The sequence below is a fragment of the Streptomyces sp. NPDC031265 genome, from assembly GCF_055570295.1.
In genome coordinates this window covers 108,370-132,518 of the sequence record NZ_JBVIHM010000006.1, presented here as the reverse complement: position 1 = coordinate 132,518, position 24,149 = coordinate 108,370, and the positions used below count along the sequence as shown (strand labels likewise).

The window sequence follows — 24,149 nt, the reverse complement described above, 5'->3', positions numbered from 1 at the left end:
TGGGTTTCCCGGGGGCTGCGCCCGCGGACCCCGGGGCGGGGCTGCGCCCCCGGCGAGCAGGTCTCAGCCCACCCGGCCGCCCGCCAGAGGGCTTTCGGGAAGGGGCGGGGGGCGGGGGCGGGGAATCAGCCCCCCGCCACCCCCAACGCCCCCGCCATCACACTCACCTGAGGATTCACCTCCGGACACCCCGGCAGCAGCGACCCATCCGCGATCAAGACACCCTCCACGCCCCGCAGGCGCCCCTCCCCGTCCGCCGGGAAGCGGGCCGGGTCGGCGCCCCCGGCCACCGTTCCCGTGGGATGGAAGGCGGAGAGGTGGAGTTGACGAGCGGTCACCCCCGCCAGCACCCCGTCCAGCTCACGCAGACCCCGCACCCTCGGTGCCTTCGGAATCCCCGTAAGCACCTCCTCCGCGCCCGCCGCGAACAGCAGTTGGGCCATCGCCCGTACCGCCGTCATGAGACGGGCCGCGTCGCGGGGGTCGAGGTCGTAGCGGATCAGGGTGCGGTCGCGGCCGTGGACGCTGCCCGAAGGGCGGTCCGCGATCATCGCGCCGAGCGTGGCCAGATGACCCGCGCCGTCCAGTTCGCGGCGCAGCTCGCGGCCCACGCCCGGCAGGACGAAGCTGCCCATGCCGGGCGGGGTCGCCGTCGCCTCGATGAGGACGCCCTGTCCGTGCAGTTCCTCCACCCCGACGCTCTGCAGCACGCCCTCCCAGGCCGTGACCGGCTCCGGGAAACGGCCCGCCACGCTCGTCGCCGGGTGGACGCTGAGGTTGCGGCCCACGCCCGGGTGGGAGCCGAGGCCCGAGCGGCGCAGCAGCGGCGGGGACTGGAGGGCGCCCGCCGCGACCACCACCAGCGGGCTGAGGATCTCCAGCTCGGTGCCGTCGACCCGCCGCACCCGTACCCCGGCGGCCCGAGGCCCGCCCGGCCGGTCGGCGTCCACCAGGATGCGCCGCACCCGCGCGCCCGTCACGATCCGGGCCCCCGCCGCGCACGCGTCCGGCAGCACCGAGAGCTGCACGCTCTGCTTGGCGCCGGCCGGGCAGCCGACCACGCACTGGCAGGAGCCCTTGCAGCCGGGGGCGTTGCGGCGCAGGGGCGCGGCCCGCCAGCCGAGCCGCTCGGCGCCGGTGAGCGCCAGCAGGCCGTTGTTGCCCAGCACGTCGAGGGGCTGCGGGGCGACGCGCAGTGTCCGTTCGACCTCGTCGAGACGGCCCGGCATGCCTTCCGCGAGGCTGAAGCCGAAGGAGGTGCGCCAGCGGTCGAGGACGTGGTCCGGAGTGCGGTAGCACGTACCGGAGTTGACCAGGGTCGTGCCGCCGACGGCCCGCCCGGTAGGGAGCAGCAGCGGCGGGCGGCCGGCCGCGACGGTCGCCCCGCCGTCGCGGTAGAGCTCGGCGAACCGGTCGAGCGGGGGCCGGCGCCCGAACGACGCGGTGGTGTGGTGGTGTCCCTCCTCCAGGACGACCGTGCGCAGCCCGGCCCGAGCGAGGGTGCGCGCCGCCATCGCTCCCCCGGCGCCGGACCCGATGACCACCGCGTCGGCCGTCGTCCGCGCGGGCCATTCCTCGGCCGGTACGCAGTCGAGCGGCGGATCGTCCTGCGGCGCCAACAGGGGCCCGCGCCCGCCCTCGTGGAGCAGCCGTTCCGTCCCGGCTGCGAGCAGCACCGGCACCTTGAGGAGGTCGAGGACCGGGGCGAGGGCGGGGCGTGCGCCGAGCGCCGCCATGACCTGTTCGCGCTCCTCGGAGCCCAGCGCGGCGAGCCGCCGTCCCGTCCGGGCGACCGCGTACGCGTCCACGGCCGCCGCCGCGCCCCGCAGCCCCGCCCGGGCGGGCGCGGGCATCGAGGCGAGCACGCTGTCGAGCCTGAGCGGCACCTTCGCCGTCCAAGGCCGGGTGCCGTCGTCGGCGAGCAGAGCGGCCACCAGGCCGGACACGGTCCGCGTGCCGTCGTTGCTCATCGCCCGCCCACCTCCGCGTGGGCGGTGCCCTCCAGCGTCCACTCGGCCTCCGGCCGCCACCTCCCCCACCAGCGCTCCAGGCGTACGACCGCGTCCGCCGCCTCGCTGTTGCGGCAGACGGCCTCGCTCCCGTCGGGGTCCGTGTAGGAAAGGGTGAGGGTGCGCGCCTCCGGCTGGGTGACCTCGACCCGGATGCGTCGCAGGCCGGAGCATCCGGTCACCGTCCACACCGGCAGCCCGATCTCCGCCCGGAAACGGCGCGCGCCTGCCCATCCCACGGCCGCCCGTTCGGCCCGCCGGGGCCAGGTGCGCCCGCGCTGCCGCAGCCGCAGGAAGACCAGCGGTGGCAGGCCGCGCAGGACGGGCCGCGTCGAGACCGCCGCGACGACCTCCAGGACGTCACCGCCGCCGAGGTCCGCGTGCAGCCAGGACCAGCGGCGGGCGTTGCCGTGTCCGTATATACGGGCCGACGCGCCCGGCGCGCCCTTCAGCGTCAGGGTGCGCCCGCCGTGGCTGACCGTGCCGTCGTACGAGGCGCGGGCGGCCGGGAGGATCTGGGCGGCGGGCAGCAGGGGGCGCCGCCAGGACCAGCGCGGGAAGGTGAACAGCGGGGCGTCCTGCGGCTGTTCGGTCAGGTCCCAGGTGAACGCGCCCGCCATTCCGGTCAGCCGGCCCGGCCGGACCGAGACGTCTTCCGCGCTGAAGCCGTCCGCGTCGCCCTGCCACGGCTCGGGACCGAAGCGGGCGTGCTCGACCGGGCCGTCCTTGGGGAAGACCGCGACCCAGCCGTGGGCGTAGCCGCCCGAGCCGTCGGTGGGCGCGACCAGTTCGTGGTGGAGCCAGAGGCCGTCGCCGGTGGCCGGGTCGGTCGCGGTGGTGTACCAGACCTCGGTACGGCCGGGCTCGCCCTTCCAGCGTGGTGCGGCCAGAGCGTCGGCGCCCTCGCGGCGCGGGAAGCGGAAGCTCGCCAGGAAGGGGGCCAGGCCGGTGCCCAGGGGAAAGCGCAGGGTGCCCACGCCGACCCGCTCGCCCTCCTCGTACAAGGTGCAGGGCAGGACCGTCATCGAGCGGACCGGGCGCAGCGGTGTGACGGACTTCCAGCCGTCCAGGGTCAGCCGGCGCCCGTCCGCGGTGAAGGCGAGGCGGTAGCGGATGCGGCGGCGAGTCAGCGGGGAGATCTCCAACTCCCCCACCGCGTGGGGGTCGTCGGCCCAGCCCGCGATCCGGATCCGGCCGGTGAGGCGGGCCTCCGTCGTCCCGGCCGGGCGCAGGACGGTGTCCGCCGATGCCCGCAGGTCGAGGCGGCCCGCACGGGTACGGCCCTCGCCGTCGAGCCGGAACGTGCCGAGCAGCGTCTCCCGGAACTCCGTGCCCCGCCCGCTCATGCCAGGCCTTCCAGCATGATCCGCTCGGTGGCGGTCAGGTAGGCGTCCGCCGCCGTATGCGCGGCCCGGGGGTCGCACGCCGCCACCGCCTCGACGACCGGGGCGAGCCGCGCGTACGCCGCCTCCGGGTCGGTGAACGGCCCCACCAGCGCGGCCCGTACGGGAAGGTAGGCGTTGAAGAGGGTGTTGGTGAGGAGCGCATAGACCCGGTTGCCGGTGGCGCGGGCCAGCGCCCGGTGCACTTCGGCGTCGGCCAGCTGCACCGCGTCGCCGCCCTGCGACTCCCGTACGGCGTCGAGGAGTTGACGCAGCTCGGCAACGGCCCTGTCGTCGGAGCGGGCCGCCGCGCGTTCGGCGATCAGCGCGCCGATGCTGCGGCGCACCTCGAAGATCTCGCCGATCCAGTCCGGGCTGTGGCGCACCAGCATCGGCAGCAGGTCGGCGCCGCCCAGGCGCGCGTAGTCGCGGACGCGGGTGCCGACGCCGTGGCGGGTCTCCAGGAGTCCCGCCTGGACCAGTCGGCCGAAGGCGTGCTTGAGGGTGGTGCGGGTGACGCCGTAGCCGTCGGCGAGGCTGCGCTCGGGCGGCAGATAGCTGCCCGCCGGATGGCGGCCGGTGAGGATGTCCTCGCGCAGCCGGTTCTCCAGGACGTCGACGATGGTCTCGCGGGGCAGCGTCTCCACGTAGTCCCTCCCCAGGGTGGTGCCGAAGGTCGCGGCGTGGCTCAGTGGCTGAGCCACTGAACCAGTGGCGCTGCGACACCGTCAAGAGGTGCGCGACGAGAGGGGGCGATACGTCCGGAGAAGGCGATACGGACCGTTGCGGCCATGAACGCGCCCCCGTGTCCGCGCCGGATACGGCACCGCCCATAAAGGATCAAGAGCGTTCCGGAGAGGGCAAGGTCACAGCCCTTCCCCCTGCTGCACCTTTGCGCCACTGCCCTAGCATCTGAGCATGACGGTCCTGCCTGACGACGGGCTTTCGCTGGCCGCCGAGTTCCCTGATGCAACCCATGAGCAGTGGCAGCGCCTCGTGGAAGGCGTGCTGCGCAAATCGGGTAAAGATGTCTCGGGCACGGCTGCCGAGGAGGCACTGTCCACCCCGGTCGAGGACGGGCTCACCACCCGCCCCCTGTACACCGCGCGAGACTCCGCGCCCGATGCCGGTTACCCGGGCTTTGCCCCCTTTGTCCGGGGAAGCCGGGCCGAGGGCAACGCGGCGGACGGCTGGGGCGTACGACAGCGCCACGCCGGAACCGACCCCGCCCGGGTCAACGAGGCCGTGCTGGCCGATCTTGAGAACGGCGTCACCTCGCTCTGGCTGGCCGTAGGCCGGGGCGGCGTGCCGGTCTCCGGACTCGCCCGCGCCCTCGACGGCGTCTACCTCGACCTCGCACCCGTGGTCCTCGACGCGGGCGCCGACTTCGAGCCCGCCGCACGGGAGTTGCTCCGCCTGTACGAGGAGCGCGGCGTCCCCGCCGACTCCGCGCGCGGCTGCCTCGGCGCCGACCCGCTCGGCCACGAGGCCCGTACCGGCGAGGCGCTGGACGTGGCGCCCGCGGCCGGGCTCGCCCGGCTCTGCGACGAGCGGTTCCCGCGGCTGCGCGCGCTCACGGTGGACGCGCTGCCGTACCACGAGGCCGGCGGCTCGGCCGCCGAGGAGCTCGGTGCGTCGCTGGCCACCGGTGTCGCCTATCTGCGCGCGCTCACCGAGGCGGGCCTGTCCGTCGAGGCGGCCTGCGCCCAGCTGGAGTTCCGCTACGCGGCGAGCGCCGACCAGTTCCTGACCATCGCCAAGCTGCGCGCCGCGCGGCGGCTGTGGGCGCGGGTCGCCGAGGCGAGCGGGGCCCCCGCCGCCGGAGCGCAGCGCCAGCACGCGGTGACCTCGCCGGTGATGATGACGCGCCGCGACCCGTGGGTGAACATGCTGCGCACCACGGTGGCCTGTCTGGGTGCGGGCGTCGGCGGCGCGGACGCCGTCACCGTGCTGCCCTTCGACCACTCGCTCGGCCTGCCGGACGGCTTCGCGCGCCGCATCGCGCGCAACACCTCCTCGATCCTCCTGGAGGAGTCGCACCTGGCCCGGGTGATCGACCCGGCCGGCGGCTCCTGGTACGTGGAGCGGCTCACCGACGAACTCGCCCACAGCGCCTGGGGGTTCTTCCAGGCGATCGAGCGCGCGGGCGGCCAGGCCGCCGCGCTGCGCTCCGGGCTGATCCGCGAGCGGCTCGCCGCGACCTGGGCCGAGCGCAGCGCGAAGCTGGCGCGGAGGCGCGAACCGGTCACCGGCGTCAGCGAGTTCCCGCATCTCGCCGAGCGCGCCGTCGAGCGCGAGGCGGCCCCCGCCGAGCCCTCGGGCGGACTGCCGAAGGTGCGCCGCGACGAGGCGTTCGAGGAGCTGCGCGCCCGCTCGGACGCCCAGCTGGCCGCGACCGGGACCCGCCCGCGGGTCTTCCTCGCCGCGCTCGGCCCGGCCGCCGCGCACACGGGCCGGGCGACCTTCGCCTCCAACCTGTTCCAGGCAGGCGGCATCGAGCCGGTGCACGACCCGGTGTCGGTGGACGCGGCCACGGCCGCCGAGGCGTTCGCCGCCAGCGGCGCCACCGTCGCGTGCCTGTGCTCAAGCGACGCGCTCTACGACGAGCAGGCCGAGGCGGTCGCCGCCGCCCTCAGGTCGGCCGGCGCGACGCATGTCTACCTCGCCGGCCGCGGCGAGTTCACCGGTGTCGACAGCTACGTCTTCGCCGGCTGCGACGCGGTGGCCCTGCTCTCCTCCGCCCTCGACCGCATGGGAGTGGCGTCATGACGATCCCCGACTTCTCGGAGCTGCCGCTGGCTCCGGGCGCCGGCGCCGACGGTTCCGAAGACCAGTGGCGCACCGCCGTGAAGGAGTCCACCGGGAAGGCCGACGGCGATCTGCTGTGGGAGACCCCGGAGGGCATCGCGGTCAAGCCGCTCTACACCGAGCGCGACCTGGAGGGCCTGGACTTCCTCGGTACGTACCCGGGCGTGGCGCCGTATCTGCGCGGCCCGTACCCGACGATGTACGTCAACCAGCCCTGGACGATCCGGCAGTACGCCGGGTTCTCCACGGCCGAGGAGTCCAACGCGTTCTACCGGCGCAACCTCGCCGCCGGGCAGAAGGGCCTGTCGGTCGCCTTCGACCTGCCGACCCACCGCGGCTACGACAGCGACCACCCGCGGGTCACCGGTGACGTCGGCATGGCGGGCGTGGCCATCGACTCGATCTACGACATGCGTCAGCTCTTCGACGGCATCCCGCTGGACAAGATGACGGTGTCGATGACGATGAACGGCGCGGTGCTGCCGGTTCTCGCGCTCTACATCGTGGCGGCCGAGGAGCAGGGCGTACCGCCCGAGAAGCTGGCCGGGACCATCCAGAACGACATCCTCAAGGAGTTCATGGTCCGCAACACCTACATCTACCCGCCCAAGCCCTCGATGCGGATCATCTCCGACATCTTCGCGTACACCTCGCAGAAGATGCCGCGCTACAACTCGATCTCCATCTCCGGCTACCACATCCAGGAAGCGGGTGCGACGGCCGACCTGGAGCTGGCGTACACGCTCGCGGACGGTGTGGAGTATCTGCGGGCCGGGATCGAAGTGGGCCTGGACGTCGACGCGTTCGCGCCCAGACTCTCCTTCTTCTGGGCGATCGGCATGAACTTCTTCATGGAGATCGCGAAGATGCGGGCGGCCCGGCTGCTGTGGGCGCGCCTGGTCAAGCAGTTCGACCCGAAGAACACCAAGTCCCTCTCGCTGCGCACCCATTCGCAGACCTCTGGCTGGTCGCTGACCGCACAGGACGTGTTCAACAACGTCACGCGCACCTGTGTGGAGGCGATGGCCGCCACCCAGGGCCACACCCAGTCGCTGCACACCAACGCCCTGGACGAGGCGCTGGCCCTGCCGACCGACTTCTCGGCGCGCATCGCCCGCAACACCCAGCTGCTCATCCAGCAGGAGTCGGGCACCTGCCGGGTCATCGACCCCTGGGGCGGCAGCGCGTACGTGGAGAAGCTCACCTACGACCTGGCGCGGCGGGCCTGGCAGCACATCGAGGAGGTCGAGGCGGCCGGCGGCATGGCGCAGGCCATCGACGCGGGCATCCCCAAGCTGCGCGTCGAGGAGGCGGCCGCCCGCACCCAGGCGCGCATCGACTCCGGGCGCCAGCCGGTGATCGGCGTCAACAAGTACCGGGTGGACACCGACGAGCAGATCGACGTGCTCAAGGTCGACAACTCCTCGGTGCGCGCCCAGCAGATCGCCAAGCTGCGGCGGCTGCGCGAGGAGCGCGACGAGGCGGTCTGCCAGGACGCCCTGCGCGCGCTGACGAACGCCGCCGCATCCGGCACCGGCAACCTCCTTGAGCTGGCCGTGAACGCGGCACGCGCCATGTCGACGGTCGGCGAGATCTCGGACGCCCTGGAGAAGGTGTACGGACGGCACGCGGCGCAGACCCGTACGATCTCCGGCGTGTACCGCAACGAGGCAGGCGAGTCCCCCTCCGTGGAGCGCACCCGGGCGCTCGTGGACCGCTTCGACGAGGCGGAGGGCCGCCGTCCGCGCATCCTGGTCGCCAAGATGGGGCAGGACGGGCACGACCGGGGCCAGAAGGTGATCGCCACCGCCTTCGCCGACCTCGGCTTCGACGTCGACGTGGGCCCGCTGTTCCAGACGCCGGGCGAGGTGGCCCGGCAGGCGGTAGAGGCGGACGTGCACATCGTCGGTGTGTCGTCGCTGGCCGCCGGTCACCTCACCCTCGTACCGGCGCTCCGCGAGGAGCTGGCCGCCGAGGGCCGGGAGGACATCATGGTCGTCGTCGGCGGTGTCATCCCGCCGCAGGACGTCCCGACCCTCCTGGAGATGGGCGCCGCGGCGGTCTTCCCGCCGGGGACGGTCATCCCGGACGCGGCGTACGACCTGGTGACGCGGCTCGGCGCGGCGCTGGGCCACGACGAGCTGTAGCCGCCCGTGCGCATCGATCTCGACAGCTATGTCAAGGGTGTGCTCGACGGGAAGCGGGCGTTCGTCGCCCGCGCGATCACCCTCGTCGAGTCCACCCGCCCCGACCACCGCACGCTCGCCCAGCAGCTCCTCACCGAGCTGCTGCCGCACGCCGGGAACGCCCGGCGGATCGGCATCAGCGGGGTGCCGGGGGTGGGCAAGTCCACCTTCATCGACGCCTTCGGCACGATGCTGACGGGCCTCGGCCACCGGGTGGCGGTGCTCGCCGTCGACCCGTCCTCCACCCGTACCGGCGGCTCCATCCTCGGCGACAAGACGCGGATGGAGCGGCTCGCGGTGGACCCGGCGGCGTTCGTGCGGCCCTCGCCGAGCGCGGGCACCCTGGGCGGCGTCGCCAAGGCGACCCGCGAGTCCATGGTGGTGATGGAGGCGGCGGGCTATGACGTCGTCCTGGTGGAGACCGTCGGCGTCGGCCAGTCCGAGACGACGGTCGCCGACATGGTCGACTCGTTCCTGCTGCTCACCCTCGCGCGTACGGGCGACCAGCTCCAGGGCATCAAGAAGGGCGTCCTGGAGCTGGCGGACGTGATCGCCGTGAACAAGGCGGACGGGCCGCACGAGCGCGACGCGAAGTCGGCAGCGCGCGAACTGGCGGGCGCGCTGCGCCTGATGCACCCGGTCGACGCGGCCTGGACCCCTCCGGTGCTGTGCTGCAGCGCCCGCGAGTCCAGCGGCCTGGACACCGTCTGGGAGCGCATCGACCAGCACCGCACGCTCCTCGACTCCACCGGGCGCCTCGCCGCCAAACGCCGTGACCAGCAGGTCGACTGGACGTGGACGATGGTCCAGGACGAGCTGCTGGACCGGCTGCGCTCCCATCCGGCGGTACGCGACCTCGCCCCCGCCCTTGAGCGGCGCGTCCGCGACGGCGAGCTGACACCGACGCTGGCGGCGGAGCGGATCCTGAGCGCGTTCCAGGGGGAGCCGGGGGCGCCGGAGGGCGCGTGACCGTACCGCCCGTAACGGGAAGGCCCGGACCGCACACGGTCCGGGCCTTCCGTGTCGCTCAGGCCGGGACGGCCGCGAGCTCGGCGCCCTCGGCGGCGTGCAGCCGCTCGATCAGCGCCTGACGGGCCCGGGCCACCCGGGAGCGCACCGTCCCCACGGGGCAGTTGCTGACATGGGCCGCGTCCGCGTAGGGCAGCCCGAGGAGCTGGGTGAGGACGAAGGCCTCCCGGCGCTCGTCCGGGAGCGCCGCGAGGAGGTCGGCGAGGGCCACCCCGTCGTCGAACCCGGGCAGCCCCCGGGGCTGGGCCCGCTCGGCGGCCGACTGCCAGTCGTCGGTGTCGGACACCCGCGGCCGCGCGGCGGTGTACCGCAGGTTGTCGATCACTGCGCGGCGGGCGATCGAGAGCAGCCAGGTGCGGGCGGAGGAGCGGCCTTCGAAGCGGTGCAGGCTGCCGAGGGCCCGCAGGAAGGTGTCCTGGGTCAGATCCTCGGCGGCCTGCGGGTCGGCGCCGAGGTAGGTGACGTAACGGCGTACGTCACGGTGGAGCGCGCGGACGAAGTGCTCGACGGCTTCGGGGTCGCCCGTGCGGGCGGCGAGCGCCCAGGCCGTTATCGCCTGGTCCGTCGACTCGTCACGCGAGCGGGGCAGGGCAGGAGTGATCACCTGATGTCCTTCTCGGGAATCCGGGATCCGGACCGGCCCGCGAGGCGGGCGGGTCCGGTGAAGGGGTACGGCGGCACGAAGGTGTGCGGCCGATGCCCGGGGCGCCGGAGAGGACTCCGGGGACGCCGCGGGGAACCTGCTGTCGTCAGACGACAGCGGTCCCGGCGGGCGGACCCCGTGAGGTGATCGCGTGGACGAGGAAGAGCTGCCGGGGCGAGCGGACCGTACGATCGCGGCGGGCGCGCAGGCGCGGGGGCCGCGGCGGCGCGGCCGAGAGCGGGGTCAGCCGCAGCGGGGCGAAGAGCCAGCCTGCGAAGGCCCGCAGGACCCGGAAGGCTGCGCGCTCACCGTGCGCGAGCCACAGGCCGCACAGCAGCGCGGCGAGCAGGTGGGCGGCGAGCATGCCGGTGGAGGACATCCCCAGGGGCGTACCGGTCATGTCGTGGCCCATGGAACCCATATGGCTCATATGACCCGTGGACATCCCGCTCATCGGCATGTCCATGGGTGGCACGGCCGGGCGCGCGGTGGCCTGGGCCCACGAGAACAGCTCGTGCAGCACCGCCTGCGCCCCCACGGCGACGGCCACGACCGGCCCGAACCCGCGCTCGCGCCCCGCCAGGGCCCACGCCGTGGCGCCGGTCGCGACGAACCCGCACCCCAGCGCCCACCAGGGCACCGGAGCCTGGGACATGAGGGCGTGCCCGAGCGCGGTGAGCAGCACGCAGAGGGCCGCGAACATCGCGGCCCGCACAGTGCGGCAAGCGTCTCCGGCAGTCATGGCGCGCTCATCCTCGCATCCGCACCAGGCATTTCACCGGCGGGTTCGCACATTGATCCGCCGATTCCACCCTGAAAACATGCGTGATCCACCCCACACCAACGCGCCGGAACCCGGTGCCTGTTCGCGCCGACTACTGGGGGGAGCCCAGGGGTGTCAGCCCGGCCGGTGGCCGTGCGGGATGAGGCGGCCCATCGCCCGCCGGGCGGCGGGGACCAGACCGTGGGGGGTGGCTACGGGCGCCGCCCCGACCCCGACCGTGGCGCGCGGCGAGGGCGCGGCCGAGCCGTACCACTCGCACGGCGGCCCGGGTTGGCACTGACGGGCGTCGCCCTGCGCCTTCAGCGCCACACTGATCAGACTGAGCAGCAGTTCGACGTCCGCGTCGCAGTCGAGGAGCACGGTGAGCCAGGCGGATCCGGGCGTCACCCGGATCGCGGTGCTGCGCCGGAGCTCGGGCAGCAGCCGCTCTATCGCCGTGTGGGTGAGATGCAGATCGGCGGCGTAGTCGGAGTGGAAGTGCACCACCTCGTACTCCGTCGTGCGGAAGGCTTGCCCAACGGCGCACCGGGGCGGGCCACTTACCAGATTCGGCCATGTCTCCAACTGAGCCATGGCGCGATGGGCCGCGGTCATAACCCCATCCTCGCGCACGATTCACCCGCAGGACACCCCCTATCACGCTTCTCCCGGGCCGCTTGACCAATCCGTGCCCGAACCGCGATGGCCGGATTCAGTCCAGGGTGACCGGACCGTCGCCGGTCCTGGCCTGCGAGGTGCCCTCGGCCGACCCTTCTCCCTCTCCCCGCGCGGGCTTCCCGGGCGCACCGAGGTAACTCTGCAGCTCCAGCAGACCGCTTCCCTCGGCGGAGCCGTGGCGCCGGTCCTGGCCCTGGCCGGATCCGCTCAGGTTCTGCCGTACGGAGTCGAGGATCGTCAGGCCCTGGCCGACCAGGCCCGCCGCGATCTCGCCCAGGCCGTCGGCCCCGTTGAGCACGTTGACGTTGGCGCCCGCGAGACCTCCCGCTGCCTCCTTGACGATCTGCGGCAGTTGGTCGATCAGCATCCGGTCGAGCGCGACCCGGTCGTACGAGGCGGCCGCCTCGGCCTGGATCTTCATCCGCTCGGCCTCGGCCACGGCCAGCACCCTGATCCGCTCGGCCTCCGCCTCGGCGGGCTTGACGATCTCGGCCACCAGCTGCTGCTGGCGCAGCTTGGCCTGGCGCAGCGCCAGTTCGGTCTGGGCCGCGAGCACCTCCTGCTGGGCGTGCGCCTGGGCGAGCGGGCCGGCCTGGGCGGCCTTGGCCTGGGCACGGTCGACCTCGGCCGAGTACTCGGCCTTGACGACGGCGGTCTGGCGGGCGTATTCGGCCTGGTTGCGCGCCGCCACCTGCTCGGCCTCGACCGAGGCCTGGGTGGCCTGCGCCTGGGCGATCTGGGCCTGGCGCTGGATGGCCGCCTTGTGCGGGGCCGACATCGCCTCGATGTAGCCGGTGTCGCCGTCGTCGATCGACTGGATCTGGAGCGAGTCGACGATCAGGCCGATCTTCGCCATCTCCGACTTGGAGGTGTCCAGGACCTCGGCGGCCAGCTTCTGGCGCTCGGTCACGATCTCCTCGACGGTCATCGAGCCGATGATCGCCCGCAGATGACCGGCGAAGATCCGGCCGGTGAGCACCGACATCTGGTCCTGGTCGGAGAGGAAGCGCTGACCGGCGTTGACGATGCTCTCGTCGTCGTTGCCGACCTTGAAGGCGATGACGGCCCGTACGGTGAGCGCGATGCCCTGCTTGGTCACACAGGTCTCGGTGACCTCGGCCTCGCACATCGCGAGAGTCAGGAACCGCGTCTTGCGGAAGACGGGGAGCACGAACTTGCCGTGCCCCGTCACGACCCGGAACGGCGCTCCCCCGAGGCCTCGTCTGCCGCCCGAGATGAGCATCGCCTCGTCCGGGGCGGGCACGCGGTAACCGAACATCTGGGTCTCCCTTGTCTGTTGCCTGATGTGCTGATGAGCGGTCCCGAGGGGCCGGGCGGATTCAGCCGGTGCCGAGGCCCAGTTCGTCCAGCGGGTCGGCCCACTCGATGACGTCGACCTGACGCGTGCCACGGGACTCCACGACGAGGACCCTCGCCCCGCGCGGCAACGGCTCCTCGGACCAGGCGAGGAACGTCTCCGAGCCACCGCGGACCCGTACCAGGACCTCGCCGGGGCCGCCGGAACCACGGGTTCCGATCAGCACTTCGCCGGTGCAGCCGATCACGGCATCGTCCTGCTCCATGGCTGGACCGCCCCCCTTGTCACCGCGGAACCGGCCCTCTACGGTCCGGGGCCGCCCACATGTTCCGGACGCGCGACCGATCCGGACTTCTGACGATAGCTCCCCGCCCCCCGGGCAGCCCATCTCGGGTGCCTGACGGAGTCTGACGTTCGGATGCCAGAGCCCCTACACAACCGGCAAGTTATTTGCGAAATCTGACACAACCCTGAAACCAGAGTGTCTTGTTCGGCCAGAGTGCCACCGGGAGACTGGAAGACAAGATCTACTGCGTCACGCCGGGCCCCACCCCGGAAGGGCGCCGAAGCACCATGCGACACCCCGAGGCCGAGCTTCATGAACCAGGTGGGGCTGTTCCCCGGGACTGCCGGTCAGGCGGCGGCGAGCCGATCCACTCGCCGGACCGCGTGACAGGCCGGCGGCGCCTGCGGGAGTGCCTGCACGCCGCCCGCACGATCACTGCCAGGACGCCGCGGGGGCGTCCTCAGCATGTCTCGCTGGGAGAGTTCTTGATGATCACACGCAGAAATGCGATGAAGGCCGGCGTCGCGCTCACCGGTGCCGTGGGGGGCGCGGGACTGCTGATTCCGGCCCTGAGCAGCGAGGCGCAGGCTCAGGCCACCGACATCGACCCGACCACCATCCCCAAGTTCGCCCTGGAGATGCCGGTCCCGGAGACCCTGAAGCCGGACCGCATATCGGGCACGACGTCGTACTACAGCTTTGAGATGAAAGAGGTCCAGACCGAGATCATCCCGGGCAGGCAGACGACCGTCCGCACCTTCGACGGCCACTTTCCCGGCCCGTGGATCAAGGCCTGTTCGGGCCACCGCGTGGTGGTGACGCAGAAGAACGACCTGCCGACGCCGACCTCGATCCATCTGCACGGCGGCCACGTCCCGGAGTCCAGCGACGGCACGCCGATGGACCTCATCCAGCCGGGCGGCGAGAAGACCTACACGTACCCGAACAGCCAGCCCAACGCGAACCTGTGGTTCCACGACCACGCGCACCACGTCGAGTCGGAGAACGTCTTCCGCGGTCTGACCGGCTTCTACACGCTGATGGACCTGCCGGAGAAGGCGCTTGGGCTGCCCTCGGGCGCGTACGACGTCCCGATCGCCATCCGCGACGCCCGCTTCGACGACAACGGGCAGCTCGTCTACCAGATGAACGACTTCCGGGGCCGCAACGTCATCCTCGCCAACGGCAAGGCGTGGCCGTACTTCGAGGTCGCGGCGCGCAAGTACCGCTTCCGGCTGTACAACACGGCCAACATGCGGTTCTTCACCCTGAAGCTGTCGGACGGCTCGACCGTCCAGCAGATCGGTGGGGACGGCGGCCTGCTGGAGGCCCCGGTGACCACCGACACGATCTCGCTGACCGCCGGCGAGCGCGCCGACGTCGTCATCGACTTCTCCAAGTACCCGGTGGGCACCACCCTGCAGATCGTCAACACGGAGAACGTGCCCGTGGGCGTGCCCCCCACGCCGGTGCTCCAGTTCCGGGTGACCCGCAAGGCCGCGGACTACAGCCGCGTCCCGGCGAAGCTGCGCACCCTGCCCGCGCTGCCGACGCCGACGGTCAACCGCAACGTCGTCCTGCGCGTGGACGAGGGCGTCGCGGACGGCATGGGGTACATCGACGAGAAGGTGTACGACGGCAACCGCGTCGACAACACCATCAAGTACGGCGACACCGAGGTGTGGACGGTCAGCAACGTCAACCAGCGGGTGCCGCACAACTTCCACATCCACCTGGTCCAGTTCCGGGTGCTGGAGCGCAACGGCGTGCCGGTGACGTCCGGGCCCGAGTCCGGGCTCAAGGACACGGTCCGGCTGATGCCGGGCGAGAAGGTGAAGGTGCAGGCCACCTTCACCGGCTACCGCGGCAAGTACGTCTACCACTGCCACATGTTCGACCACGCGGCGATGGGCATGATGGCGACGATGGAAGTCGTCTGAGTCCGACGCCCGTCACCCAGCGGCGGGGGCACTCCGGGAATCCTCCCGGGGCGTCCCCGCCCGCCCCTGGTACGGCCGTGTCGCGACCCCGCCCCCTGCTGGCTCCTGCGCCCCCGCCAGGCAGCCCGGAGGGTACCCATGGCAGCGGGCCGCGGCGCGGTCAGGGCGGCGGGCGGACCGGTTCACCGGATCCGCCCGCCGTCCGCCCACCCCGGCGTTCTACGACTTGGGTTGGCGGTACGAGCCGTAGTGCGGCCGTCTGCCGTTCTGGGCGTCGGCGTAGAGCCGGAAGAAGCGGTCGCCGTAGACGGGGCTGTAGGTGATCTGGTTGTACCGGGGATCGGACTCCGGCACGTCCATACCGCCGCCGTGGTAGCCGCCGACGTTCCCGATGATCACGCCGGTGCCGGCGTCCCAGTCGACGTCCGAGAACCACGGCCCGCCGGAGACCCCGCCCCACATCCCGGCGCACACGACCCGCATCTGCCGGAACCCGGACAGCGGCCCCGACCGCGCCGCGCAGCGCACCGGCCGGTCCGCCGGATTGCGCCCCACCCGGGGATAGCCGAGCATCGTCACGTTTTGACGGTAACCGGGCGTTCGGACGAGGTGGTTGGCCCCCACGACGTCCTGTACGTCCCTGCCGTCGGCCGACGGCGCCAGCCGGGCGAAGGAGTAGTCCAGGTCGGAGACGGCCCCCTTGCTGTTGCGGACGTACTGGTCGTCCACGAACCAGTCGGTGACCCGGTAGAACCCGTACGGCTGGTCGGCCAGCCCACTGCGCGAGCGGTACTGCGGTACGAAGACGGCCCGCCCGCCCGCACAGTGGCCCGCAGTCAGAATCAGGTCGTGGCCACCGCTCTCCACCACGCTCGCCGAGCACTTGTGCGCGCGCATCTCGCCGGTCGTCGGGTCCGGGCCCGCGGAGGTGAACAGCACGCCGACGGAGGCGATCCCGGGGATGTGCTCGGCGCTCGGCATGCCGGGCACGGAGGCCGGGGGCCCGGGCGTACCGGCCGGGGCGCCGTCCGAGTCGGGGTGTCCGGGGTCGGTGGCGGAGGAGATGCGCCCCGGGGTCCAGAAGCCGAGGACGTCGGCGTCCGACCAGCCGTCGTCGCCGGGAGCGGCCCCCTCGCCCGTACGGGACGTCACATCGGGCGCCGGGCCGGGTGCCTGGGCCGCGTCGGCAGGGGCCCCGCCTGTCAGCAGGAGCGCCCCCGAGGCGGTGAGGCTGAGCCCCAGCCGCAGCCCCAGGCTCAGGCCCAGGCTCAGGCCCAGCCCTGATCCTGGGCCGGAGCCGGAACCTGGCCGCAGTCGGAGAAGATTCATGAGCGACATCCTGCCCGAATCATCCGCATGTGCTCCTGAGGCTCAACGGATGTGCTCAGTCGCGTGCGCAGCGGCGCTCGAACGCCCGCCAGTCCGCCTCCAGCCGCCACTGGAGGGCGGCCTTGGGGCTGGCGGCCAGGAACGTCCGGCACACGGCACCGGGCCTCCGGTCCGGGTCGGGCGTGTCGCTCCGGCAGGGCGCGGCGAAGCTGTCGTACCGGTCCTGCTCCTGCCACAGGTTCGCCCCCTCGACGAAGGCGTGGTCCAGCGAGGCACGCGCGGAGGTCCGCAGCTCCTCGATGCCCAGGCCCTGGTCGGTGACGCCCAGTTGGAAGACATCGGTGAGGCTGCTGCGGCTGACGCCCGGGTCGTCGGTGGCCAGCGCGAGGGGCACCCCGGCATCGAGATAGGTGTGCAGGGGGTGGCGGTCGCCGTCGACCCGGAGGATCTGGGCATGGCTGATCAGGGGTGCCTCGACCAGGACGTGCCGCCTGCGCATCCGGGCCGCCAGGGCCTGGTGGCCGCGCTCGTGGACGAGATCGACACCGTGTCCGACGCGGTCGGCGCCCGCCACGTCGACGGCCTGGGCGATATGGAAGGCGAGATCGCGACGACTGACCCCGTTCAGGCCCTCGACCAGCTCACCGGCGTGCAGGCTGACGTGCACGGACGGGGCCCGGGACTTGAGGAAGCCGATCATCTTCATGTGCAGGGTGTAGTCCCGCAGGGCGACCGGGGCGTCCTCGGGCTGGACCATGTTGACGCCGACGACCCGGCCGATCCGGCGGCGGGCGAGCTCGAAGCCGAGGATCTGCTGGGCGAACACATGGCGGGCGGCCTGGGCGCGGCCGACCTGGTAGTCGAAGCGGATGACGACGGAGCACCCGCGCGGCGCGGGCGCACGGTCGCAGCCGAGGAGTTTGCGGTAGTCGGTGAAGCTCTGGTCGTAGGCGGCCGCGGCCTGCTGAACGATCTCCTGGAACCGGGGGTCCCGGGTGAGGGCGTCGTGGAACTCCGCCAGGCCGGACGGCCCTGGGTCCGCCGGATGCACCCGGTCGACCAGCCGCCGGAGCGGCTCGGCCGCCACGGTCACCAGCGTCTCCACGTACGTGGTCCGCTCCCGCGCGGCATCCCGGGCCACCTCGGCCAGCATGTCCGCGTCGTGGCCCGCCGCGGCCTCGGCGAACTTCCCGAAGGTGGCGAAGAAGTGGTCGTGGCCGGGCTGCGGGTCACCGTCGGGCGGCAGCACGAAGCCGCGCATCGACCAGGCCCGGACGACCTCGCGGCGGAACGGCCCGGGACGTGTGGCGTCCTGGGCGGGCCGCTGTCCGGGGCCGCACGGCTGGGGTCCGGGGGTGACGACGTACGTGGTGGCGTCCACGCACTTGCGGTCACGGGCGGCGTACCCGATGAGCGACTCCGCGCGGACGGCACCGCCGAGGTGATGATGCAGGTCACCACCCTTGGGGAGGTCCCGTAGGAGGCGGGCGAGGTAGGCGGGGGTGCCGGTGGCGGGCGCCAAGTGATGTTGGGGGTGGATTGGTTGGGCCTGGTGCGGGTGGGCCTGGCTCAGGTCGGGCCGGGGTGAGTGGGCCTGGGGCGAGTGGGCCTGGGGCGAGTGGGCCTGGGGCGAGTGGGCCTGGCTCAGGTCGACCCGGGGCGAGTGGGCCTGGCCTGGGTCGACCCGGGCCGGGTCGGACTGGCTCGGGTCGGCCTGACGCAGCCCGGCCTGACTCGGGTCGACCTGACGCAGCCCGGCCTGACTCGGGTCGACCTGGCTCTGTTCGCTGCGGCTCTGATCGGCCCCGATCTGTTCAATGCCACTCTGTTCGGTCCCGCCCGCGACGCCAACGCGGCCCGGCCCGGCGACCGCCGCCACCGGCAGCACGCTCACGGCCAGCCCGAGCGCGGTCGCCCCGGCCAGCACCGACCACCGCAGCCGCAGTTTCTTCTCCATGGCCTGTCCCTCTCCCTTCCCTCCACCCTCCCGGCCCATACTCACTACGGGGCACACCGGAACCGCCCGACGCGCGCACGGCAGGCCCCCGTGTGGCCGACACGCGGCGGTCGTCCCGCGCCGGGGAGCCCGGCAGTGACTACGGTGATCCGCGTTCCCCGCCGAACGCCGAAGGGAGTACTCCCGTATGCGCGGTACGTCCTGGCTCCGGGTGCTCGTCGCGACGCTGCTCCTTCTCGTCGCGGCTCCGGCCACGGCCGGTGCGGCGAGCCCCCGCCCCGCACCCGTCGTCCTCTTCCCCGCCTTCCACCTCACCAAGCTCACGGTGAACGTCGGCGGCCAGACCTCGGCGCCCGGCTGCCCCCGCTCCGGCAGTTTCGAGGACTGGTACCTCAACGACCGTCCGAGCACCGTTTTCAGCCAGGTCTGCCAGGACCGGCTGCTGACCCTGCGCTACGACGCGGACCGTACCGGACCGGTGCCGTCGCGCCTCTCGGAACAGCAGGGCGTGACGGTACGGATCAAGGAGTACGGCAGCACCCGCAGCGCCCCCTTCTACGAGCCTCTCTACCGCACCCTCGAAGCCGCCGGCCTGCGGCGGGACCGGGGCATCCGGGTCGCCGGGTACGACTCCCGGCTCACTCCGGACCTGGGCGGCTTCCTCTCCCGTACGCGCGAACTCGTCGAGAACACCTACCGCGCCAACGGCAACCGCCCGGTCCACCTGATCGGCCACTCCAACGGGCCGCTGTACGCGCAGTACCTGCTCACCCACACCTCACAGGCCTGGCGGGACACCTACATCCACGGCTTCACCCCGATCGCGGGCAACTTCCCCGGCCAGGGCCTGCTCTACCCCACGCTGTTCACCGGGCTCAACATCCAGGACTTCGGCTACCCCACCACCAAGGAGAACGCCGAGAGCAGCGCCCGTATGTATCTGAGCGCCCCGTCGACGTACATGAGCGCGTCCGACCCCGGGGTGATGGGCGACCGGGAGACGGTACTCAACGACCGCTCCAGCGGCCGCAGTTACACCCCGCGCGGCTACCGCCGACTACTGACGGACGCCGGACTCCCACCGGCGGCCCGCGCCCTGGCCGACCACTACATCGGCTTCGTACGGTTCACCGACCCGCGCGACTTCCCGAACGTCGACGTGTACGCGGAGAAGGGCTCGGGCCTGCCCACCACCGTGGGGGCGCGGCTGCCGGACCTGACGGTGGGCCGGCTCGCGAGCGGGGCCGAGTTCCTCCACCGCGACGGCGACGGCAACCAGGAAGACCTCACCAACGACGCGGTCCTGGCCTGGCGCGCGATGCCCTGCCACCACTTCAGCCTCACCGACAACCCGGGCGTCGACCACTTCGCCCTACCCGGCGACCCCAACGTCCTGACCCGCCTCACCACCGACCTGCGCCGCCCACGCACGCACTGCCCGGCGGGCCGGTGAACACTTCACCGGCGACCGGCGCAACTTCCGCTGACCTCACCCGGAGGCACCCCATGAAGATGCTCATCAACGTGGCCGAAACCGTCGTCGCCGACGCCCTTCGCGGGATGGCGGTCGCGCATCCGGAGTTGACCGTCGACGTGGAGAACCGGGTGATCGTGCGGCGGGACGCGCCGTTCGCCGGGAAGGTCGGGCTGGTGTCCGGGGGCGGGTCGGGGCACGAGCCGCTGCACGGTGGGTTCGTGGGGCGCGGGATGCTCGCCGCCGCGTGTCCCGGTGAGGTGTTCACCTCGCCCGTGCCGGACCAGATGGTGCGGGCCGCGGCCGCCGTGGACAGCGGGGCCGGGGTGCTGTTCGTCGTCAAGAACTACACCGGTGACGTCCTCAACTTCGACATGGCCGTGGAGCTCGCCGAGGACGAGGGCGTACAGATCGCCAAAGTGCTCGTCGACGACGATGTCGCCGTGACCGACAGCCTGTACACCGCGGGGCGGCGCGGCACCGGAGCCACCCTCTTCGTGGAGAAGATCGCGGGCGCGGCGGCCGAGGAGGGCGCGCCCCTGGAGCGGGTCGAGGCCATCGCCCGCCGGGTGAACGCGAGCTCGCGCAGCTTCGGCGTCGCGCTCAGCGCCTGCACCACCCCCGCCAAGGGCAGCCCGACCTTTGATCTGCCGCCCGGCGAGCTGGAGCTCGGCGTCGGCATCCACGGCGAGCCCGGGCGCGAGCGGCGGCCCATGATGACCTCCCGGGAGATCGCGGACTTCGCCGTGGACGCCGTCCTGGAGGACCTCAAGCCGTCGAGTCCCGTCCTGCTCCTTGTCAACGGCATGGGGGCGACGCCGCTCCTGGAGCTTTACGGGTTCAACGCCGAGGTGCACCGGGTGCTGGCCGAGCGGCGCGTCCCGGTGGCCCGCACGCTCGTGGGCAACTATGTGACCTCCCTCGACATGGCGGGCTGCTCGGTGACGCTGTGTCAGGCCGATGAGGAGCTGCTGCGGCTGTGGGACGCGCCGGTGAACACGCCCGCCCTGCGGTGGGGTTGCTGACCACCGTGGCCCGATCCGGCCCCGGCCCGCATCCCATCCGTACACCTACACCTACACCTACACCTACACCCACGCCTCAAGGAGGGCTCGTGCTCGACGCCGCTTTCTTCCGTCGCTGGATGACCGTGACGGCCTCGGCCGTGGACCGGGAGGCGGCGCGGCTGACCGAACTGGACTCGGCCATCGGCGACGCCGACCACGGCACCAACCTCCAGCGCGGTTTCACCGCCGTCACCGCCGTCCTGGAGAAGGAGGCCCCGGACACCCCCGGCGCCGTACTCGCCCTCGCCGGACGGCAGTTGATCTCGACTGTGGGCGGCGCGTCCGGACCGCTGTACGGGACGCTGCTGCGCCGCACCGGCAAGGCGCTCGGCGACCGGGCCGAGGTGAGCCGGGAGGAGCTCGCCACCGCGCTGGGCGAGGGTGTGGCGGCGGTGGCGCAGCTGGGCGGGGCCGCCGCCGGGGACAAGACGATGCTGGACGCGCTGATCCCGGCCGTCGACGCGCTCGGGGAGTCCTTCGCGGCGGCGGGCGCGGCGGCGGAGGCCGGGGCGCTCGCGACCGTGCCACTCCAAGCCCGCAAGGGCAGGGCCAGCTATCTGGGCGAGCGTTCCATCGGCCACCAGGATCCGGGCGCGACCTCGGCCGCGCTGCTCATCGCGGGGCTCCAGGAGGCCGTCGCATGAGCGGGGGCGAGGCCAACGGACTCGTCGGGGTCGTGCTCGTCTCCCACAGCGCGGAGGTCGCCTCCGCCGTCGCCGCGCTCGCGACGGGTCTCGCGGGCGGCGGCGCGACCGCTCCCGTCGCGGCGGCGGGAGGCACCCCCGACGGCGGCCTCGGCACCAGCTCCGAGCTCATCGCGGAGGCGGCGGCCGCCGTCGACCGGGGTGCGGGCGTGGCGGTCCTGGTGGACCTGGGCAGCGCGGTGCTCACCGTGAAGGCGCTCCTTGCCGAGGGCGACGAGCTCCCGGCGGGGACGCGGCTCGTCGACGCCCCCTTCGTGGAGGGTGCGGTGGCGGCCGTCGTGACCGCCTCGGCCGGGGCGGATCTGGACGCGGTGGAGGCGGCGGCCTCGGAGGCGTACGGCTACCGGAAGGTGTGATCCGCAGTGGCGGAGGGTGTGATCCGCGGCACGTGAGCGAGAGCCCGGCGGAATGTTCCCGCCGGGCCCTCGGGCGTCCGGCCCACGAGCGGTCGAGGGATCGCCACGCCTCTTTATGCAACTTGTTGCACAACCGCGTCCCGTGCTCTACAACTGGAGCGACGACACCGCCGTACCTGGAGGCGCCCCCATGAGCGACTACCCCCACCTGCTGAGCCCCCTCGACCTCGGCTTCACCACGCTTCCCAACCGGGTGCTGATGGGGTCCATGCACATCGGGCTCGAAGAGGCCGAGAACGGGTTCGAGCGGATGGCGGCGTTCTACGCCGAGCGGGCGCGCGGCGGGGTCGGCCTCATGGTCACCGGCGGCATCTCCCCGAACGACGCGGGCCGCCCGTACGAGGGCGGCGCCAGGCTCACCACCGAGGCGGAGGCCGCCCAGCACCGTACGGTCACCGACGCGGTGCACGCGGCGGGCGGGCGGATCGCGATGCAGATCCTGCACTTCGGCCGGTACGCCTACCACCAGGACCTGGTGGCGCCGAGCGCGCTCCAGGCCCCCATCAGCCCCTTCGTGCCGCACGCCCTGACCGACGACGAGGTCGAGCAGACGGTCGAGGACTTCGTCCGCGCGGCCGAGCTGGCCAAGTCCGCCGGGTACGACGGCGTCGAGATCATGGGCTCCGAGGGCTATCTGATCAACGAGTTCATCGCGGGCGCCGTGAACCGGCGCACCGACCGGTGGGGCGGCTCGTACGAGAACCGGATGCGCTTCCCCGTCGAGATCGTCCGCCGCACCCGCGAGCGCGTCGGCGACGACTTCATCCTCATCTACCGGCTCTCCATGCTGGACCTGGTGCCCGGCGGCTCCACCCTGGAGGAGGTCGTCACGCTCGCGCGGGCGATCGAGGCGGCCGGGGCGACCCTCATCAACACCGGCATCGGCTGGCACGAGGCCCGTATCCCCACCATCGCGACCTCGGTGCCGCGCGGCGCGTACACCTGGGTGACCAAGAAGCTGATGGGGTCCGTCTCCATCCCGCTGATCACCAGCAACCGCATCAACACCCCGGAAGTGGCGGAGCAGTTGCTCGCCGAGGGCCGGGCGGACATGGTGTCGATGGCACGGCCGTTCCTCGCCGACCCCGAGTTCGTCGCCAAGGCGCGGGCCGGACGGTCCGAGACCATCAACACCTGCATCGGCTGCAACCAGGCCTGTCTGGACCACACCTTCAGCGGGAAGATCACCTCCTGCCTGGTCAACCCGCGCGCCTGCAACGAGACCGAGCTGATCCTCTCCCCCACCAAGCGCCGCAAGAGCCTCGCCGTGGTCGGCGCGGGCCCGGCCGGGCTCGCCTTCGCGGTCTCGGCGGCCGAGCGCGGCCACGCGGTCACCCTCTTCGACGCGGCCGCGGAGGTCGGCGGCCAGCTGAACATCGCCAAGCGGGTGCCCGGCAAGGAGGAGTTCGACGAGACGCTGCGCTACTACCGTACGCAGCTGGAACTGCGCGGCGTGGACGTCCGGTTGAACACCACGGCGACCGCCGAGGAGCTCACCGCGGGCGGCTACGACGAGGTCGTCGTCGCCACCGGCGTGACGCCCCGCACCCCCGAGATCCCCGGCTCCGACCACCCCAGCGTCCTCACCTACCTGGACGTGCTGCGCGACGGCGCCCCGGTCGGCGAGCGCGTGGCGATCGTCGGCGCGGGCGGCATCGGCTTCGACGTCGCCGAGTTCCTCACCGACGGCGGCGACGCGGCGAGCCTGGACCCCGAGACGTACTTCCGGCAGTGGGGCGTCGACACCTCGTACGGCGAGCGCGGCGGGCTGCGCGCGCCCGAGCGGCCCAAGCCCCCGCGCGCGGTGCACCTGCTCCAGCGCAAGACCTCCAAGGTCGGCGCGGGCCTGGGCAAGACGACGGGCTGGATCCACCGCACCGAGCTCAAGCACCGCGGCGTGACGATGGTGCCGGGCGTCAGCTACGACCGGATCGACGACGCCGGCCTGCACATCACCGTCGACGGCAACTCCACGGTGCTGCCGGTGGACACCGTGGTCCTGTGCGCGGGGCAGGAGCCACGGCGCGACCTGTACGAGGAGCTGGCGGCGGCGGGCGTCAGCGTGCACCTGATCGGCGGCGCGGACGTCGCCGCCGAGCTGGACGCCAAGCGCGCCATCGACCAGGGCACCAGGCTGGCGGCGGCCCTCTGAGGACCCGG

Annotated in this window: 19 protein-coding genes; 9 read left to right on the top strand and 10 right to left on the bottom strand. The window is 72.7% G+C overall.

What is annotated here, in order from left to right:
- Nucleotides 1-125: 125 nt before the first annotated feature.
- From ACZ499_RS12365 to ACZ499_RS12355, 3 genes are read right to left on the bottom strand one after another with little or no spacing between them, the layout of a single operon-like run.
- Nucleotides 126-1,970 carry a GMC family oxidoreductase gene (locus ACZ499_RS12365; RefSeq protein ID WP_468674284.1) on the bottom strand — a complete coding sequence of 615 codons (1,845 nt, stop codon included), beginning with the start codon at nucleotides 1,968-1,970 and terminating at the stop codon, nucleotides 126-128.
- Entirely contained in the window at nucleotides 1,967-3,355 is a 1,389-nt protein-coding gene (locus ACZ499_RS12360; protein ID WP_468674282.1) for a hypothetical protein, read from the bottom strand. Before ACZ499_RS12360 ends, ACZ499_RS12365 begins: the two co-directional genes overlap by 4 nt.
- A complete protein-coding gene (locus ACZ499_RS12355; protein WP_468404858.1) occupies nucleotides 3,352-4,038 on the bottom strand; it encodes a FadR/GntR family transcriptional regulator in 687 nt (228 codons plus the stop codon). The genes ACZ499_RS12360 and ACZ499_RS12355 overlap by 4 nt, the downstream gene beginning before the upstream one ends.
- Nucleotides 4,039-4,309: 271 nt before the next feature.
- Here ACZ499_RS12355 and mutA point away from each other — a divergent pair, with 271 nt between their 5' ends.
- Genes mutA through meaB form a run of 3 tightly spaced genes read left to right on the top strand, consistent with a single transcriptional unit; the run spans nucleotide 4,310 to nucleotide 9,354 of the window.
- Complete coding sequence (mutA, locus tag ACZ499_RS12350) at nucleotides 4,310-6,160, top strand: methylmalonyl-CoA mutase small subunit (RefSeq protein ID WP_468674280.1); 1,851 nt, start codon at nucleotides 4,310-4,312, stop codon at nucleotides 6,158-6,160.
- Nucleotides 6,157-8,346, top strand: coding sequence for a methylmalonyl-CoA mutase (gene scpA / locus ACZ499_RS12345; RefSeq protein ID WP_468674278.1), 2,190 nt, complete (start codon nucleotides 6,157-6,159; stop codon nucleotides 8,344-8,346). Before mutA ends, scpA begins: the two co-directional genes overlap by 4 nt.
- Nucleotides 8,347-8,352: 6 nt before the next feature.
- Nucleotides 8,353-9,354 (top strand): methylmalonyl Co-A mutase-associated GTPase MeaB, encoded by a 1,002-nt coding sequence (meaB, locus tag ACZ499_RS12340; protein WP_468674275.1) that lies wholly within the window; start codon nucleotides 8,353-8,355, stop codon nucleotides 9,352-9,354.
- A 58-nt stretch (nucleotides 9,355-9,412) separates the two neighbouring features.
- On the opposite strand, the gene ACZ499_RS12335 is transcribed toward meaB, so the two are convergent.
- The 5 genes from ACZ499_RS12335 to ACZ499_RS12315 all read right to left on the bottom strand — a co-directional run bounded on the left by ACZ499_RS12335 (nucleotide 9,413) and on the right by ACZ499_RS12315 (nucleotide 13,081).
- On the bottom strand, nucleotides 9,413-10,018 hold the full coding sequence (locus ACZ499_RS12335; protein ID WP_468674272.1) for a sigma-70 family RNA polymerase sigma factor: 606 nt from the start codon (nucleotides 10,016-10,018) through the stop codon (nucleotides 9,413-9,415).
- A gap of 145 nt (nucleotides 10,019-10,163) precedes the next feature.
- Nucleotides 10,164-10,799: a hypothetical protein gene (locus tag ACZ499_RS12330; protein WP_468674270.1), complete on the bottom strand. Its 636-nt coding sequence runs from the start codon at nucleotides 10,797-10,799 to the stop codon at nucleotides 10,164-10,166.
- 156 nt (nucleotides 10,800-10,955) lie between these two features.
- On the bottom strand, nucleotides 10,956-11,327 hold the full coding sequence (locus tag ACZ499_RS12325) for a luciferase domain-containing protein (protein ID WP_468404640.1): 372 nt from the start codon (nucleotides 11,325-11,327) through the stop codon (nucleotides 10,956-10,958).
- Between the two features lie 205 nt (nucleotides 11,328-11,532).
- Nucleotides 11,533-12,777, bottom strand: coding sequence for a flotillin family protein (locus tag ACZ499_RS12320; protein ID WP_468674267.1), 1,245 nt, complete (start codon nucleotides 12,775-12,777; stop codon nucleotides 11,533-11,535).
- A gap of 61 nt (nucleotides 12,778-12,838) precedes the next feature.
- Nucleotides 12,839-13,081, bottom strand: a complete 243-nt coding sequence (locus tag ACZ499_RS12315; RefSeq protein WP_283144791.1) for a hypothetical protein — start codon at nucleotides 13,079-13,081, stop codon at nucleotides 12,839-12,841.
- 509 nt (nucleotides 13,082-13,590) lie between these two features.
- Between ACZ499_RS12315 and ACZ499_RS12310 the strand changes: the two genes are divergently transcribed.
- Entirely contained in the window at nucleotides 13,591-15,042 is a 1,452-nt protein-coding gene (locus ACZ499_RS12310) for a multicopper oxidase family protein (protein WP_468674263.1), read from the top strand.
- Nucleotides 15,043-15,261: 219 nt separating this feature from the next.
- Here the strand turns inward: ACZ499_RS12310 and ACZ499_RS12305 are convergent, their stop codons facing one another.
- Entirely contained in the window at nucleotides 15,262-16,371 is a 1,110-nt protein-coding gene (locus ACZ499_RS12305; protein ID WP_468674260.1) for a trypsin-like serine peptidase, read from the bottom strand.
- A 55-nt stretch (nucleotides 16,372-16,426) separates the two neighbouring features.
- Complete coding sequence (locus tag ACZ499_RS12300; RefSeq protein ID WP_468674257.1) at nucleotides 16,427-18,328, bottom strand: adenosine deaminase; 1,902 nt, start codon at nucleotides 18,326-18,328, stop codon at nucleotides 16,427-16,429.
- Nucleotides 18,329-18,515: 187 nt separating this feature from the next.
- On the opposite strand from ACZ499_RS12300, the gene ACZ499_RS12295 reads away from it, so the two are divergent.
- From ACZ499_RS12295 to ACZ499_RS12275, 5 genes are all read left to right on the top strand, one after another.
- Nucleotides 18,516-19,781: a lipase/acyltransferase domain-containing protein gene (locus tag ACZ499_RS12295; RefSeq protein ID WP_468674255.1), complete on the top strand. Its 1,266-nt coding sequence runs from the start codon at nucleotides 18,516-18,518 to the stop codon at nucleotides 19,779-19,781.
- 53 nt (nucleotides 19,782-19,834) lie between these two features.
- Nucleotides 19,835-20,827, top strand: coding sequence for a dihydroxyacetone kinase subunit DhaK (gene dhaK / locus ACZ499_RS12290; RefSeq protein WP_468674254.1), 993 nt, complete (start codon nucleotides 19,835-19,837; stop codon nucleotides 20,825-20,827).
- An 89-nt stretch (nucleotides 20,828-20,916) separates the two neighbouring features.
- Nucleotides 20,917-21,513: a dihydroxyacetone kinase subunit DhaL gene (gene dhaL, locus ACZ499_RS12285; RefSeq protein WP_468674251.1), complete on the top strand. Its 597-nt coding sequence runs from the start codon at nucleotides 20,917-20,919 to the stop codon at nucleotides 21,511-21,513.
- The gene (locus tag ACZ499_RS12280; RefSeq protein ID WP_468674249.1) at nucleotides 21,510-21,929 is read left to right on the top strand and encodes a PTS-dependent dihydroxyacetone kinase phosphotransferase subunit DhaM; all 420 of its coding nucleotides are present in this window, start codon (nucleotides 21,510-21,512) and stop codon (nucleotides 21,927-21,929) included. Before dhaL ends, ACZ499_RS12280 begins: the two co-directional genes overlap by 4 nt.
- Before the next feature lie 190 nt (nucleotides 21,930-22,119).
- Nucleotides 22,120-24,141, top strand: a complete 2,022-nt coding sequence (locus tag ACZ499_RS12275) for an oxidoreductase (RefSeq protein WP_468674247.1) — start codon at nucleotides 22,120-22,122, stop codon at nucleotides 24,139-24,141.
- Nucleotides 24,142-24,149: the final 8 nt, after the last annotated feature.